13 protein-coding genes are annotated in these 13,840 nt (G+C 71.1%); 4 read left to right on the forward strand and 9 right to left on the reverse strand.

What is annotated here, in order from left to right; all coding sequences use genetic code 11:
* Positions 1-21: 21 nt before the first annotated feature.
* On the forward strand, positions 22-996 hold the full coding sequence (locus ACIRB1_RS30495; RefSeq protein WP_403467673.1) for an ABC transporter ATP-binding protein: 975 nt from the start codon (positions 22-24) through the stop codon (positions 994-996).
* Entirely contained in the window at positions 983-1,864 is an 882-nt protein-coding gene (locus ACIRB1_RS30500; RefSeq protein WP_403467674.1) for an ABC transporter permease, read from the forward strand. Before ACIRB1_RS30495 ends, ACIRB1_RS30500 begins: the two co-directional genes overlap by 14 nt.
* Positions 1,865-1,878: 14 nt before the next feature.
* Here ACIRB1_RS30500 and ACIRB1_RS30505 read toward each other — a convergent pair whose 3' ends face one another.
* On the reverse strand, positions 1,879-2,496 hold the full coding sequence (locus tag ACIRB1_RS30505; protein ID WP_403467675.1) for a flavodoxin family protein: 618 nt from the start codon (positions 2,494-2,496) through the stop codon (positions 1,879-1,881).
* A 183-nt stretch (positions 2,497-2,679) separates the two neighbouring features.
* Positions 2,680-3,237, reverse strand: coding sequence for a DUF6668 family protein (locus ACIRB1_RS30510; protein WP_403467676.1), 558 nt, complete (start codon positions 3,235-3,237; stop codon positions 2,680-2,682).
* Between the two features lie 251 nt (positions 3,238-3,488).
* On the opposite strand from ACIRB1_RS30510, the gene ACIRB1_RS30515 reads away from it, so the two are divergent.
* Entirely contained in the window at positions 3,489-4,886 is a 1,398-nt protein-coding gene (locus ACIRB1_RS30515; protein WP_403467677.1) for a tetratricopeptide repeat protein, read from the forward strand.
* Between the two features lie 14 nt (positions 4,887-4,900).
* On the opposite strand, the gene ACIRB1_RS30520 is transcribed toward ACIRB1_RS30515, so the two are convergent.
* The 3 genes from ACIRB1_RS30520 to ACIRB1_RS30530 form a co-directional block, all read right to left on the reverse strand.
* Positions 4,901-5,383 carry a VOC family protein gene (locus ACIRB1_RS30520; protein ID WP_352184821.1) on the reverse strand — a complete coding sequence of 161 codons (483 nt, stop codon included), beginning with the start codon at positions 5,381-5,383 and terminating at the stop codon, positions 4,901-4,903.
* Positions 5,384-5,421: 38 nt separating this feature from the next.
* Complete coding sequence (gene rarD / locus ACIRB1_RS30525; protein ID WP_352184822.1) at positions 5,422-6,411, reverse strand: EamA family transporter RarD; 990 nt, start codon at positions 6,409-6,411, stop codon at positions 5,422-5,424.
* 244 nt (positions 6,412-6,655) lie between these two features.
* Positions 6,656-7,510 (reverse strand): SDR family oxidoreductase, encoded by an 855-nt coding sequence (locus tag ACIRB1_RS30530; protein WP_403467678.1) that lies wholly within the window; start codon positions 7,508-7,510, stop codon positions 6,656-6,658.
* A 96-nt stretch (positions 7,511-7,606) separates the two neighbouring features.
* On the opposite strand from ACIRB1_RS30530, the gene ACIRB1_RS30535 reads away from it, so the two are divergent.
* Positions 7,607-8,053, forward strand: coding sequence for a winged helix-turn-helix transcriptional regulator (locus ACIRB1_RS30535; protein WP_403467679.1), 447 nt, complete (start codon positions 7,607-7,609; stop codon positions 8,051-8,053).
* 3 nt (positions 8,054-8,056) lie between these two features.
* Here the strand turns inward: ACIRB1_RS30535 and ACIRB1_RS30540 are convergent, their stop codons facing one another.
* From ACIRB1_RS30540 to ACIRB1_RS30555, 4 genes are all read right to left on the reverse strand, one after another.
* Complete coding sequence (locus ACIRB1_RS30540; RefSeq protein WP_403467680.1) at positions 8,057-9,136, reverse strand: 2-oxoacid:ferredoxin oxidoreductase subunit beta; 1,080 nt, start codon at positions 9,134-9,136, stop codon at positions 8,057-8,059.
* On the reverse strand, positions 9,129-11,057 hold the full coding sequence (locus ACIRB1_RS30545; protein ID WP_403467681.1) for a 2-oxoacid:acceptor oxidoreductase subunit alpha: 1,929 nt from the start codon (positions 11,055-11,057) through the stop codon (positions 9,129-9,131). Before ACIRB1_RS30545 ends, ACIRB1_RS30540 begins: the two co-directional genes overlap by 8 nt.
* 296 nt (positions 11,058-11,353) lie before the next feature.
* The gene (locus ACIRB1_RS30550) at positions 11,354-12,013 is read right to left on the reverse strand and encodes a response regulator transcription factor (RefSeq protein ID WP_323185555.1); all 660 of its coding nucleotides are present in this window, start codon (positions 12,011-12,013) and stop codon (positions 11,354-11,356) included.
* Between the two features lie 290 nt (positions 12,014-12,303).
* Positions 12,304-13,644 (reverse strand): sensor histidine kinase, encoded by a 1,341-nt coding sequence (locus ACIRB1_RS30555; RefSeq protein WP_403467682.1) that lies wholly within the window; start codon positions 13,642-13,644, stop codon positions 12,304-12,306.
* Positions 13,645-13,840 lie beyond the last annotated feature (196 nt).

The following is a 13,840-nucleotide window of genomic DNA, read 5'->3' on the forward strand; positions in this document are numbered from 1 at the left end:
GACGAGGAATTGAGGGAGCCGATGGGCGAACCGTCCGCCGAGGTGCGGGACCGGGGAGACGCGGGCGGCGCTGTCATCGCCACCCGCGGGCTCACCAAGCGCTTCCGCGGCGGACAGCTCGCCGTGGACGGTCTCGATCTGACCGTCCCGGCGGGCAGCGTCTTCGGCTTCCTCGGTCCCAACGGCTCCGGCAAGACCACCACCATCCGCATGCTGATGGGCCTCATCGAGCCCACCTCCGGCACGGCCCGCGTCCTGGGCCGCCCCATGCCGAAATCGGTCCGCACGGTCCTGCCGCACGTCGGCGCCCTGATCGAGGGCCCCGCCCTGTACGGCTTCCTCTCCGGCCGCGACAACCTCCTGCGCTACGACGCCGCCGACCCGACCGCCGACCCGCGCACCCGGCGCGCCCGCGTCGCCGCCGCGCTGGACCGGGTGGGTCTCACGGCCGCCTCCGGGAAGAAGGCGAAGGCGTACTCGCTGGGGATGAAGCAGCGGCTCGGGCTCGCGTCCGCCCTGCTCCAGCCCCGGCAGCTGCTCGTCCTGGACGAGCCGACCAACGGGCTCGACCCGCAGGGGATGCGTGAGATCCGTTCCCTGATCCGGGAGTTGGCGTCCGACGGCACGACCGTCTTCCTCTCCTCCCACCTCCTCGACGAGATCGAGCAGGTCTGCACACACGCGGCCGTGATGGCACAAGGGCGGCTGATCACCCAGGGTCCGGTGACCGAGCTGGCCGCGGGGACAAGGGGGCGGCTGTTCGTGGCGACCCCCGACACGGCGGACGCGGCGCGGGTGCTGAAGGAACTGGGCCTGGCCGACGTGGTCGCAGCGGACGAGCGGGTGACCGCGGAGCCGCCCGATCGTGAACTCGCCGAGGTGAACAAGGCGTTGGTGACCGCCGGGGTGCGGGTGCGGGGGTTCGGGGTCGAACGGGCGTCCCTGGAGGACGCGTTCGTGGCGCTCACGGGGGAGGGCTTCGATGTCGCAGGCTGAACTCGCCGTGCGGGCACCGCGGATGATCTGGACGTTCGGGCTGCTGCGGAGCGAGCTGGTGACCACGTTCCGGCGGTGGCGCACGCTGGCGTTGCTCGGCGTGCTGGCCGCCGTGCCGATCCTGGTCGGGATCGCGGTCAAGGTGGAGACGCGGGACGGATCGTCCGTCGGGCGGGGGAACGGCGGCGGGGGCGGGGGGCCCGCGTTCATCGCCGAGGTCACCAACAACGGGCTGTTCCTGGTGTTCACCGCGCTGGCCGCGACCCTTCCCTTCTTTCTGCCCATGGCCATCGGAGTGGTCGCCGGTGACGCGATCGCCGGGGAGGCCAGCAGCGGCACTTTGCGGTATCTGCTGGTGGCTCCGGCCGGGCGGACGCGGTTGCTGCTCACCAAGTACGCGACGGTGATGACGTTCTGCGTGGTGGCGACGCTGGTCGTGGCGTTGTCGGCGCTGACCGTGGGCGCGCTGTTGTTTCCGCTGGGGGATCTGACGACCATCTCCGGTACCCAGATCAGCTTCGCCGAGGGGCTGGGGCGGGCGCTGCTGATCGCGCTGGCCGTGGCCGCGTCCCTTGTCGGGATCGCGGCTCTGGGGCTGTTCGTCTCGACCATGACCAGCAGCGGCATCGCGGCGATGGCGACCACGGTGGGACTGCTGATCACCGTGCAGATCCTCGACCAGATTCCCCAGCTGCACGCGCTCCAGCCGTACTTCTTCTCCCACTACTGGCTGTCCTTCGCCGACCTCATGCGCGAACCGGTGTACTGGGACGACCTGGTGAAGAACCTGGGCCTTCAGGCGCTGTACGCGGCGGTGTTCGGGTCGGCGGCGTGGGCGCGGTTCACGGCGAAGGACATCACGGCGTAGGCGGTGCCGCGCGGTTACGCGGGGACGTTCTCGTAGGGGAAGCGGGCGAGGGGGGCTTCCTGGGTGAAGAACGTCTTCGCCCGGGTCAGGGCCTCGGAGTCCTTGAGCACGTCGCCGGGGGCGCTGCCGTTGCCGAGGAGGACCCCGCCGAAGCGCATCTTCAGGTACGCGGCCGAATTGTTGAGCGTGCCGATCAGCGGGTCGGCCACCACGAACTGGTCGTGGGCGAGGGCGGAGACGCCCCAGAGGGTCCGGCCGGCCATCGTCGCCCTGAAGTCGGCGCCGGGGACGCGCAGCCAGTCGGACCAGTAGTCCAGGTAGCGCTTGGTGAGGCCGGACAGGGAGTACCAGTACACCGGTGAGGCGATCACGATGTCCGTCGCGGCGAGGGTGGCGTCCAGGAGGTGCCGGACGGTGTCGTTCTCGTCGGGCCTGACCGCGCCGACGACTCCGTCGGTCGCGTCGGTTCCGTCGTGGCGGATGTCCAGGAAGTCGGGGAGGGGGTGGTCGGCGAGGCGGATCCACTCCTGCTCGGTGCCGGGGGGCAGTTGTTCGGCGGCCCTGCGGGCCAGGAGTTCGGTGTTGCCGTCCAGGCGGGCGCTGCCCAGGACGAACAGAAAACGGCGAGTCATGGGTCCCCCAGGGGTAATCGGCGCGCGGTGGTTATAGCTGTGTGCATTATATGCATGCGCAACTGTCTGTCCATGGGGCCGGGTTCGGGGTGGTGGACTGGGTCGTGTGCGGGGTGCGGGTGCGTCGTGGCTGGTCGCGCAGTTCCCCGCGCCCCCTAGGGGCGTCCACGCGGCGGAGCTGGGTCAGAAGGTGGGGATGGTGCCTGTCAGGCGCGACAGGGGGGCTGTCTCCCGGGGTGGGGGCCCGGTCAGGTCGCCCAGGCGCCAGGACGGGACCCAGGGGACTCGGTAGACGTCGATCACCGACTCGATGGACTTGATGTACTGGGCGAGCTGGCGGGGGAGCCGGCCGGGGGCGTCCGCGACCAGGACCACGGCGTCCAGGTCCAGGCCCGGTGGCGCCTCGCCGCGCCGGAAGACCTCCACGGCGCGGGTCACCGCGGCCAGGCCCGCCGCATGGGTGCGGGCGACCAGCAGGACCGACGGCGGGTCCTGCGGGGTCGGCCAGTCACGGCCGCAGTCCTGGCCGCCGTAGACGGAGGCGAGGGTGGTGACGCCGGTGCCGCCGTGGGTGGCCACCCAGGAGAAGCGGCGGGGCGAGGCGGGGCGATGGGCGGGGACGCCGACGGGGATACTGGAGGGGCGCTCGGGTGTTTCCGGTGCCCCCGCGTGCGGACCGTCGTCCAGCGACACCGGTCCGCGGAGCCAGATCTCCGGGCCCTGCCGTCCACCTGTCTGCATCACCGAGCTCCTCCCTCGTGACCCCGCCGATCCTCGTGGCGTTCTCAGGGTCGCGCGACTCGTCGGGAACTCCTGGGACGAGGCTGTGACGTCGCGGTGACCTGAGAACCGGAAGGGAGCGGAGAGACTCAACAGTACGCGTAGGAACGGATCTTGACGCTGGGGAGTTCGTGCCCGTCGGCGGTGGGGAGCACCATGGGAACCGCAGCCGTCGCCGGCCGACTCTCCGACGCATGCGAGTGAGGGAACCGATGACTCGACTCAGCCGCGAGAAGAAGCGGGAGCAGAAGCGCACCGCACGCTTGGCACCCGCGGCGTCACCTTTCGAGGTACGCGTACCTGTTGACGGCCCGGGCGCCGGCGGCGCGTCGATCGGCGGGGTACCGGTCGCGGTGGCCGCCGGCGAGGAGATCCAGCAGGCGGTCCTCAGTCACCTCCATCGCATCGCCACGGCCACCGGTCATCCCGTGCACGCGACCGTCCACGACGCCCGTATCGGGTACGTCGTTCCGCTGAAGATCGATCCCGACGGCTCCAGCCATTTCTCGGCCGAGCCGTGGGCGATGGGCGGGGGCGGCGGTCGTAGTACGGCTGCGGGGGAGCGGGCCGGGACCGACGCGGCGTCCGCCGGTGCCCCGGCCGGGTTTCCGCCACCGCCGCCGCAGCTTCCGCCCGCGGTCGCCGCGGCGCCGGAACCGGAATCGACGTCGGCGCCCGAGGACCGGCGCCCGAGCGGTGACCCGGCCACCCACAGGCTCCGGCCCGTACCGGAAGCGGAACAGGGCGAGGCCGTGGTCCCCACCTTCCCGCTGCGTGCCGTACCCGAGTCGGCCGGGGAGTCGGCACCCACGTTCCCCCTGCCCGCCGTACCGGAGTCCGCCCGCAACGACACCCCCCTCGGCCAGGTCCAGCCGCCCACGGGAGCGTTCGGCCCACCGCCGGCGATGGATGGCTCGCCGGTCGCGGACGCGAGGCCGACGGCGACGGACGCACCGGAGACCGCGCCCGCACCCCGCGACGAGCCCAGGCCCCTCACCCCCCTCGCGGCACCTGCCCCGGCCCCGGCCCCCATCCCCGACCTCGTCCTCACCGCTCCCGAACCCGACGCCAAGCCCACCCCGGCCCGCGGGTTCGACGCCGTGGCCGAGGCCGTGCTGGGGGACGACCCGGTGACGACCGACGGAGCCGGTACGGCGTTCCTGGTCGAGCCGATGGTGCGGATCAACGACGCGGTCAAGGCGGGCCGCATCGAGGAGGCGGCCGGGCTCGCGGAACGCACCGTGACGGACGCGGTGAACGCGCTCGGCGCGGAACACCCCGAAGCCCTCCGGCTGCGTGAACTCGCCGCCTACATCGCCTACTTGGCCGGCGACCCGCTCCGCTCCTTCCACCTCTCCCTCGATCTCGCCCGCATCCGCCACCGCGCCCACGACGCGGAGTCGGCCTACGGCAACGTCCAGAGCGCGGCCACCGCCTGGCGTGCCGTACGCGACCCGGAGCAGGGCCTCGCCCTCGGCCGCGACCTGATCGACCTGTGGACCGGACTCGCCGCCGAGGACGGTCCCGCGGCCGACGACATCGAGGAACTGGAGTCCGCCCGCGCCCGCATGGGCCGCCTCACCGAACGCGCCCGCAAGGCCGGCAACTGAGCCCTGCCCGCCGTCTAGGCGACGCAGAACTCGTTGCCCTCGGGGTCCGTCATCACCACCCACGTCCCGGCGGGCTCCGACACCCGCCGCAGCAGGCTCGCGCCGAGCCCGGTGAGCCGCTCCACCTCGGCCTCGCGCCGCTCCGGGCCGGGGTGCAGGTCGAGGTGCAGGCGGTTCTTGACCGTCTTCGGCTCCGGTACGCGCTGGAAGAGGATGCGGCGGCCGAGACCGGTGCCGCGCTGCCTGTCGTAGGGGTCGTCGGGATGCCGTACGGCCATCAGGTCGCGGAACGCCGGGCGGCCGTGGAAACGGACGGTCGCCGCCGCGGGCAACGCGCCCATTTCCAGGAGCTGTTGGACCAGGGAGCTGTTGTCCTCGGCCTCGTAGTGGAGCGCGGCGGCCCAGAAGTCCGCCTGGGCGTGCGGGTCCGCCGCGTCGATGACCAGTTTCCAGTGCAGGGGCGTGGTGGGCTCGGCCGGTTCGGGCGTCTGTGTCATGGCCCTCACTCTGGCACCGGAGCGGCGCTCGCGCGGGGCTACGCCTCGACCGTGTCCGCCGGGCTCGCCGCGCCCGCCGCGTCCGCCGGGGTCGTGGCCGCGCTGGTACGCCGTAGCGCCGCCGCCGTGGCCCTGTCCCGTCGTGCCGTCCGCCACGCGTCCGTCGTCAGCAGGGCCAGGGCCAGCCACACCAGGGCGAAGCCCGCCCAGCGTGCGGGCGGCATCGACTCGTGGAAGTACAGGATGCCCAGCAGGAACTGGAACACCGGTGCCAGGTACTGGAGCAGGCCGAGGGTCGACAGCGGGACCCGGATCGCCGCCGCGCCGAAGCAGACGAGGGGGAGGGCGGTGACGATGCCGGTGGAGGCGAGGAGGGTGGCGTGGCCCGCGCCCTCCTCGGCGAAGGTCAGGGTGCCGTGGGCGTTGAGCCACAGCAGGTAGGCGAGCGCGGGGAAGAACTGGATCGCGGTCTCCGCGGCCAGCGACTCGATGCCGCCGAGGTTGACCTTCTTCTTCACCAGGCCGTACGTGGCGAAGGAGAACGCGAGCGTGAGGGAGATCCACGGCGGCCGGCCGTAGCCGACGGCCAGGACGAGGACGGCGGCGAGTCCGACGCCGACCGCGGCCCACTGCGCGGGGCGCAGCCGTTCCTTCAGGAGCAGGACGCCCATCGCGATGGTGACGAGGGGGTTGATGAAGTAGCCGAGGGACGCCTCGACGACATGGCCGCTGTTCACGGCCCAGATGTAGACGCCCCAGTTGACGGTGATGAAGGCCGCGGCGATCGTCACGAGGCCCAGCTTGCGCGGCTGGCGCAGGAGTTCACCGGCCCAGGCCCAGCGCCGGATCACCAGGAGCGCCACGGCGACGAAGGCGAGCGACCACACCATCCGGTGGGCGAGGATCTCGGCGGCGCCGGCGGGCTTCAGCAGCGGCCAGAACAGCGGGACCAGGCCCCACATGCCGTAGGCCGCGAAACCGTTCAGCAGTCCTATGTGGTGCTGGTCGCCCTTCGGCCTCCCGCTCACGGGCCCCTCCTTCGCACGTGCCCCGCTCGGCCGCGTCGGCGCGGCCAGCACGAAGGTAGCGCCGAGCGGGCCCGGCTGTCATGTCCGTATCGCCATACGGTCATGACGCCGCCCGGGAAGGAGCGGCACCTCCGCGTCCGGCACGCGCCCCCCGAGGTGGGCCGACGCGGCCTGAGCGGGGCCGGCGCGCAGGCCGGAACCCCGGAACAATCCCGGTCATCACGCCGTGAGGACCGGGAGGCGGTCAGCCCTTGAGCGCGAGGGCGATCGACTCGCTGATCGGCGTGGTCGGGCGGCCCGACAGACGGGACAGGTCGCCGGAGGTGACGACCAGTTCGCCCTTCTCGATGGAGGCGTCGACACCGGCGAGGATCGCGGCGAACGGCTCGGGCAGACCGGCGCCGGTGAGGATGCCGACGAGCGTCTCGCCGGGGACGCTGTTGTAGGCGATCTCCTTGCCGGTCTGGCGGCTCAGCTCGGCCGCGTACTCGGCGAAGCTCCACGCCTCGTCGCCGCCCAGCTCGTAGATCTGGTTCTCGTGGCCCTCGCCGGTCAGCACGGCGACGGCGGCAGCGGCGTAGTCGGCGCGCGAGGCGGCGGAGATCCGGCCGTCACCGGCGGCGGCCACGACGGCGTTGTGCTCCAGCACGGGGGCGAGGTTCTCGGTGTAGTTCTCGTTGTACCAGCCGTTGCGGAGCAGGGCGTACGGCACTCCGGACGCGAGCAGCGCCTTCTCGGTGCCGCGGTGGTCGTCGGCCAGGGCGGCGGTGAGGGTGCCGGGGGCGCTGGTGTAGGCGAGGAGGGCGACACCGGCGGCCTTCGCGGCGTCGATGACGACCTGGTGCTGGCCGACGCGGCCCTTGTCGAACTCGTTGCCGGAGATCAGCAGCACCTTGTCGCCCGCGGCGAAGAGGGTGTCGAAGGTCTCGGGGGCGTTGTAGTCCGCGACGGCGATCTTCACGCCCCGCTCCGCGAAGTCGGCGGCCTTCTCCGGGGTGCGGACGACGGCGGTGATCCGGTCGGCCGGAACCTTCTCCAGCAACTGCTCCACTACGTGGCGGCCGAGGTGTCCGGTGGCTCCGGTGACGACGATGCTCATGGTGATGACTCCTTGAAGGGGTGTGCGGTGCGTGTCACTAACCATAGGGGTGGCGCTAACTCTTGGAAAGTACCCACTTTGAAGTAAGGTACCGGCATGGCAGTAAGCGCAGAGATGTCCAGCAGCCGCGTCACGGCCGAGGCCGAGGCGATGTGTCCGCACCGCCTGGTCATGGAGCACGTCACGTCCCGCTGGGGCGTCCTCGTCCTGATCGAACTCCTCGACCGCCCCTACCGCTTCAGCGAACTCCGCCGCGCGATCGGCGAGGTGCGGCAGGTGAGCGAGAAGATGCTCGCGCAGACCCTCCAGACCCTGGAGCGGGACGGCCTGGTCCACCGCGACGCCCAGCCGGTGATCCCGCCGCGCGTCGACTACTCCCTGACCGACCTGGGCCGCGAGGCCGCCGAACAGGTGCGGGGCCTGGCCCAGTGGACCCAGGACCGGCTGGGGAAGGTGCTGGAGGCGCGCGAGGCGTACGACACGGCGAAGGGGCGGGCCGGCACCGACGAGGTGCTCGAACCCGCCCCTTCCGCGCGGTCGTAACGGTCAGCCCACGACCGTCCAGGTGTCCCCGCCGGCCAGCAGCGCGGCCAGGTCGCCCTTGCCGTTCTGCACGATCGCCGTGTCGAGCTGGTCGGCCATCTGCGTGTCGTAGACCGGCCGCTGCACCGACCGCAGCACCCCGATCGGGGTGTGGTGCAGGGTGTCCGGGTCGGCCAGCCGGGACAGCGCGAAGGCCGTGGTCGGGGAGGCCGCGTGGGCGTCGTGGACCAGGATTCCGGCCTCGTTCTCCGGGGTCACGTCGACCACCTTCAGATCGCCGCTCGCCGCATCCCGTACGACACCCCGCGCACCGTCGGCGCCGAAGCGGATCGGCTGGCCGTGCTCCAGCCGGATCACCGCCTCCTCGGCCTGCTGGCGGTCCTTCAGGGCGTCGAAGGCGCCGTCGTTGAAGATGTTGCAGTTCTGGTAGATCTCCACGAGGGCCGTGCCGGGGTGGGCGGCGGCCTCGCGCAGCACCTGGGTGAGGTGCTTGCGGTCCGAGTCGATCGTCCGGGCCACGAAGGACGCCTCCGCGCCGATCGCCAGCGACACCGGGTTGAAGGGCGCGTCCAGGGAGCCCATCGGCGTCGACTTGGTGATCTTCCCGACCTCGGAGGTCGGCGAGTACTGGCCCTTCGTCAGGCCGTAGATCCGGTTGTTGAAGAGGAGGATCTTCAGGTTGACGTTGCGGCGCAGGGCGTGGATCAGGTGGTTGCCGCCGATCGACAGGGCGTCCCCGTCACCGGTGACCACCCACACGCTCAGGTCCCGCCGGGACGCGGCCAGTCCGGTCGCGATCGCGGGCGCGCGGCCGTGGATCGAGTGCATGCCGTACGTGTTCATGTAGTACGGGAAGCGGGACGAGCAGCCGATGCCGGAGACGAAGACGATGTTCTCCTTGGCGAGGCCCAGTTCCGGCATGAAACCCTGCACCGCCGCGAGGATCGCGTAGTCACCGCAGCCGGGGCACCAGCGCACTTCCTGATCGGACTTGAAGTCCTTCATGGACTGCACGGCCTCGGCCTTGGGGACGAGCGAAAGTGCCTCGATCGTGCCCGTGCCTTCCGTGGACGTCTCAGCCATCGATGGCCTCCTTGAGAGCCGTGGCGAGCTGCTCAGCCTTGAACGGCATGCCGTTCACCTGGTTGTACGAGTGTGCGTCCACCAGGTACTTCGCCCGCACCAGCGTGGCGAGCTGACCGAGGTTCATCTCGGGGATCACCACCCGGTCGTAGCGCCCCAGGACCGCGCCGAGGTTGCGCGGGAAGGGGTTGAGGTGACGCAGATGCGCCTGCGCGACGGACTCGCCGGACGCGCGCAGCCGCCGTACCGCCGCCGTGATCGGTCCGAACGTCGAACCCCAGCCCAGGACCAGCGTGCGCGCCCCGTGCGGGTCGTCGACCTCCAGATCCGGTACGTCGATGCCGTCGATCTTGGCCTGGCGGGTGCGGACCATGAAGTCGTGGTTGGCGGGGTCGTAGGAGATGTTGCCCGTGCCGTCCTGCTTCTCGATGCCGCCGATGCGGTGTTCCAGGCCGGGGGTGCCGGGGATGGCCCACGGGCGGGCCAGGGTCTGCGGGTCGCGCTTGTACGGCCAGAAGACCTCGCTGCCGTCGTCCAGGGTGTGGTTGGGGCCCTGGGCGAACTGGACGGTGAGGTCCGGGAGTTCGTCGATGTCGGGGATGCGCCAGGGCTCGGAGCCGTTGGCCAGGTAGCCGTCCGAGAGGAGCATCACCGGGGTGCGGTAGGTGAGCGCGATCCGGGCGGCCTCGATCGCCGCGTCGAAGCAGTCGGCCGGGGTGCACGGGGCGACGATCGGGACCGGCGCCTCGCCGTTGCGCCCGAACATCGCCTGGAGCAGGTCCGCCTGCTCGGTCTTGGTCGGCAGCCCGGTGGAGGGCCCGCCGCGCTGGATGTCCAGGACGAGCAGCGGGAGTTCCATGGACACGGCGAGCCCGATGGTCTCGCTCTTCAGGGCGACACCCGGGCCGGAGGTCGTCGTCACCGCGAGGGAACCGCCGAAGGCCGCCCCCAGGGCCGCCCCGATGCCCGCGATCTCGTCCTCGGCCTGGAAGGTGCGGACGCCGAAGTTCTTGTGCCGGCTCAGCTCGTGCAGGATGTCCGAGGCCGGCGTGATCGGGTACGAGCCCAGGAACAGCGGGAGGTCCGCCTGCCGGGACGCGGCGACCAGGCCGTAGGACAGGGCGAGGTTCCCGGAGATGTTGCGGTAGGTGCCGGTCGGGAACGCGGTCGCGGCCGGCGCGACCTCGTAGGAGACCGCGAAGTCCTCCGTCGTCTCGCCGAAGTTCCAGCCCGCCCTGTACGCGGCGATGTTGGCGGCCGCGATCTCGGGCTTCTTCGCGAACTTCGACTTGAGGAACTTCTCGGTGCCCTCGGTCGGCCGGTGGTACATCCACGACAGCAGGCCCAGCGCGAACATGTTCTTGCTCCGCTCGGCCTCCTTGCGCGTGAGGCCGAACTCCTTGAGCGCCTCGACGGTGAGGGTGGTGAGGGGGACGGGGTGCAGGCTGTAGCCGTCCAGGGAACCGTCGTCGAGCGGCGAGGCGGAGTAACCCACCTTCTGCAACGCCCTCTTGGTGAACTCGTCCGTGTTGACGATGATCTCCGCACCGCGCGGAACATCACCGATGTTCGCCTTCAGGGCGGCCGGGTTCATCGCGACCAGAACGTTCGGCGCGTCCCCCGGGGTGAGGATGTCGTGGTCGGCGAAATGCAGCTGGAACGACGAAACCCCCGGCAGGGTGCCTGCGGGGGCGCGGATTTCGGCCGGGAAGTTCGGCAGTGTGGAGAGGTCGTTCCCGAAGGACGCCGTCTCCGAGGTGAAGCGGTCGCCGGTGAGCTGCATACCGTCACCCGAGTCACCGGCGAACCGGATGATCACCCGGTCCAGGCGTTGGACGTCCTTCACCCCCGCCGGTTTGCGCTGTTCCCCTACGACGGCTCCGTCGGCCTGCTCCGCTGGGCTACTGACCTGGCTGGTCACTGAACTGGACCTCCTCTTCGAGGACGCTGTCCGGGCATGGTCGTACCGCCGACCCTCCCAGGATCAACCCTACGTCTGTAAGGGTCACCTTCCTGCGGCCGTTCGCATGATGGATGCTGTTTTGAGACGGCCTGACACCCTGACTTGTCATGATTTCCTGCCCCCCGGCACTTCCCTAGGCGACGCTCCCGTGCATTGTCCGGTTCTCGAAACCCACTGACGGTGGACTGACAGTGGACTGACGGCGATGAACAGCCGCCGGTCGGCGACCGGACGGCTGACACAGTGTCAGTTTGTCAGGAGTTGAGGTACGTGAGGACGGCCAGAACACGCCGGTGATCCCCGTCACTCGGTGACAGTCCCAGCTTCAGGAAGATATTGCTGACGTGCTTCTCGACCGCGCCGTCGCTCACCACGAGCTGCCGGGCTATCGCGGAGTTCGTCCGCCCTTCGGCCATCAGCCCCAGCACCTCGCGCTCACGGGGGGTCAGTCCCGCCAGCACGTCCTGCTTACGGCTGCGCCCGAGCAACTGCGCGACGACCTCCGGGTCGAGGGCGGTACCCCCCGAGGCGACCCGCACCACCGCGTCCACGAACTCCCGTACCTCGGCGACCCGGTCCTTCAGCAGATAGCCGACGCCGTGCGTGGAACCGGCCAGCAGTTCGGTGGCGTAGCGCTCCTCCACGTACTGCGACAGCACCAGGACGCCGAGACCGGGATGCGCCTTGCGCAGCTCCACCGCGGCCCGCACGCCCTCGTCGGTGTGCGTCGGCGGCATCCGTACGTCGGCCACGACCACGTCGGGCAGTGCGCCCTGCGCGGCCAGCTCGGTGATCGTCTTCACCAGCGCGACCCCGTCGCCCACCCCGGCCACCACGTCGTGCCCGCGGTCGGTCAGCAACCGGGTCAGGCCCTCCCTGAGCAGCACTGAATCCTCGGCGATGACCACCTGCACCCTGTCCTCCACGATGTTCGGCCCCCCATTGCCACCCTGCCCGGCCCACGTCGACCCGCGTCCGTCCACAGGACAGGTCCAGCATTCCAGGGTTCGCGCCGCGGTGCGGGCGGGGGAGGGAATCGGGGGGTGGGGGTGGGTGGTGGAGGCTGGGGGTAAATCTAACCGGTTTCGGGTGTGATGGGTGGTTAGGCTGAGACCCAGCCTGTTGGGGGTGGCTGAGGCCCAGCCTGTCGGGGGGTGGGGGACGCCGCCTGTCCGGCAAGTGAGGACGAGGCCCCCTCAGGCCCTCAACCCCGCCAGGGCAGCTCCGCCGTGATCCGGGTCGGCCCGCCCACCGGCGAGTCCACTACCAGAATCCCGTCCACCGCGTCCAGCCGCCCGGCAAGACCCGCCAGCCCGGAACCGCCGGACGGGTCCGCCCCGCCGACCCCGTTGTCCACGACCTGCAACATCAGCCGGTTCTCCACCCGCCACACATCCACGGCGACCCAGGTCGCCCGCGCGTGCTTGCTCACGTTCTGAAGCAGCTCGGAGACGGTGAAGTACGCGATCCCCTCGATCGCCGCCGCGGGCCGCGCGGGCAGATCCACCTCCACCTGCACCGGCACCGTGCACCGCGACGCGACGGAGGAGAGCGCGGCGTCGAGCCCCCGGTCGGTCAGCACCGCCGGATGAATCCCCCGCGCCAGATCCCGCAGCTCCTGCAACGCCGTCTTCACCTCACCGTGCGCCTCGCCCACCATCCGCGCCGCCGCCTCCGGGTCCTCCGTCAGCTTCTCCTTCGCCAGCCCCAGATCCATCGCCAGCGCCACCAGCCGGGCCTGCGCCCCGTCGTGCAGGTCGCGCTCGATCCGCCGCAGGTCCGCCGCCGCCGTGTCGACCACGACACCCCGGTCCGACTCCAGCTCCACGACCCGCGTCGCCAGCGTCGACGGCCCGAGCAGCCCCCGCACCATCACCCGGTCCACCATCGTCAGCGCCCGCACGATCCACGGTGTGGCCAGCGTGAACAGCAGTCCGATCAGCGCGGTGACGGTGATCTCGAAGGGGTTGTCCAGATAGACCTGGTGGTGCTGGTCGCCGTAGAGCTGAAGGCCGCCCTGGCCGGCGTAGACCGGGAAGACCCAGAACCACAGCGGGTACGTCAGTAGGGCCCAGCCGTAGGACCAGAAGCTGAGGGCGACGACGAAGGAGAAGACCGCCCAGGGGAAGTGGAGCACCGCGTACAGCAGGTGGCGCCAGGACGTGCCGCTCTTGAGGACCGCGCCCATCCAGCCCATCGGGCCGTTCTTCTTCAGGCGCAGCGGCTCGGGGTCGGCGATGTCCAGGCCGAGCAGCAGGCGGGCCCGCCCCCGCTCCAGCGCGCCGAAACCGCGGCAGCCGGCCAGCGCGCCCGCCAGGACCGGCACACCGAGGAACGTGATCAGCAGGCCCGCGCCGAGCGACACCATCGTGACGGCGTAGGTGAAGAGCAGGATGCTGATCGGCAGGCTCAGCAGGACATAGCCCAGCTCGCGCCAGCTGCGTGCCTCGACCGGTGCGCGCAGCGCGGCCGGCAGCCGGCGCCGCGTCCGCTCCTCGGCGACCGTCCCGTGCATTCCGTACCCCTGCCCGTACTCCGTGGCCATCGGTGTCGTCCCGTTCTACTCGTATCCGCAGCCGTGCTGTCCTATCTCCAGACTGGTCGACGGGCGCCCGGGGAACCATGGAGTCCGTCGGCGTCCCGGGCGGGGGGTTTTCCCTACCCCGCGACCTCTCGTCGCCGCCTGCTGCCTGCCGCTTGCCGCTTGCCGGTGACGGACACGCCGACGACCGCGCCGGTGC

The sequence above is a fragment of the Streptomyces sp. NPDC096013 genome (assembly GCF_044763565.1).
Taxonomy (GTDB): Bacteria; Actinomycetota; Actinomycetes; order Streptomycetales; family Streptomycetaceae; genus Streptomyces.

Excerpts from the sequence above, each read along its gene's own strand:
- ACIRB1_RS30555 (WP_403467682.1), bottom strand. The coding sequence starts at position 13,644 with ATGGCCACGGAGTACGGGCAGGGGTACGGAATGCACGGGACGGTCGCC.
- ACIRB1_RS30505 (WP_403467675.1), bottom strand. The coding sequence starts at position 2,496 with ATGACTCGCCGTTTTCTGTTCGTCCTGGGCAGCGCCCGCCTGGACGGC.
- ACIRB1_RS30495 (WP_403467673.1), top strand. The coding sequence starts at position 22 with ATGGGCGAACCGTCCGCCGAGGTGCGGGACCGGGGAGACGCGGGCGGC.
- ACIRB1_RS30515 (WP_403467677.1), top strand. The coding sequence starts at position 3,489 with ATGACTCGACTCAGCCGCGAGAAGAAGCGGGAGCAGAAGCGCACCGCA.
- ACIRB1_RS30520 (WP_352184821.1), bottom strand. The coding sequence starts at position 5,383 with ATGACACAGACGCCCGAACCGGCCGAGCCCACCACGCCCCTGCACTGG.
- ACIRB1_RS30500 (WP_403467674.1), top strand. The coding sequence starts at position 983 with ATGTCGCAGGCTGAACTCGCCGTGCGGGCACCGCGGATGATCTGGACG.
- ACIRB1_RS30540 (WP_403467680.1), bottom strand. The coding sequence starts at position 9,136 with ATGGCTGAGACGTCCACGGAAGGCACGGGCACGATCGAGGCACTTTCG.
- ACIRB1_RS30535 (WP_403467679.1), top strand. The coding sequence starts at position 7,607 with ATGGCAGTAAGCGCAGAGATGTCCAGCAGCCGCGTCACGGCCGAGGCC.
- ACIRB1_RS30510 (WP_403467676.1), bottom strand. The coding sequence starts at position 3,237 with ATGCAGACAGGTGGACGGCAGGGCCCGGAGATCTGGCTCCGCGGACCG.
- ACIRB1_RS30530 (WP_403467678.1), bottom strand. The coding sequence starts at position 7,510 with ATGAGCATCGTCGTCACCGGAGCCACCGGACACCTCGGCCGCCACGTA.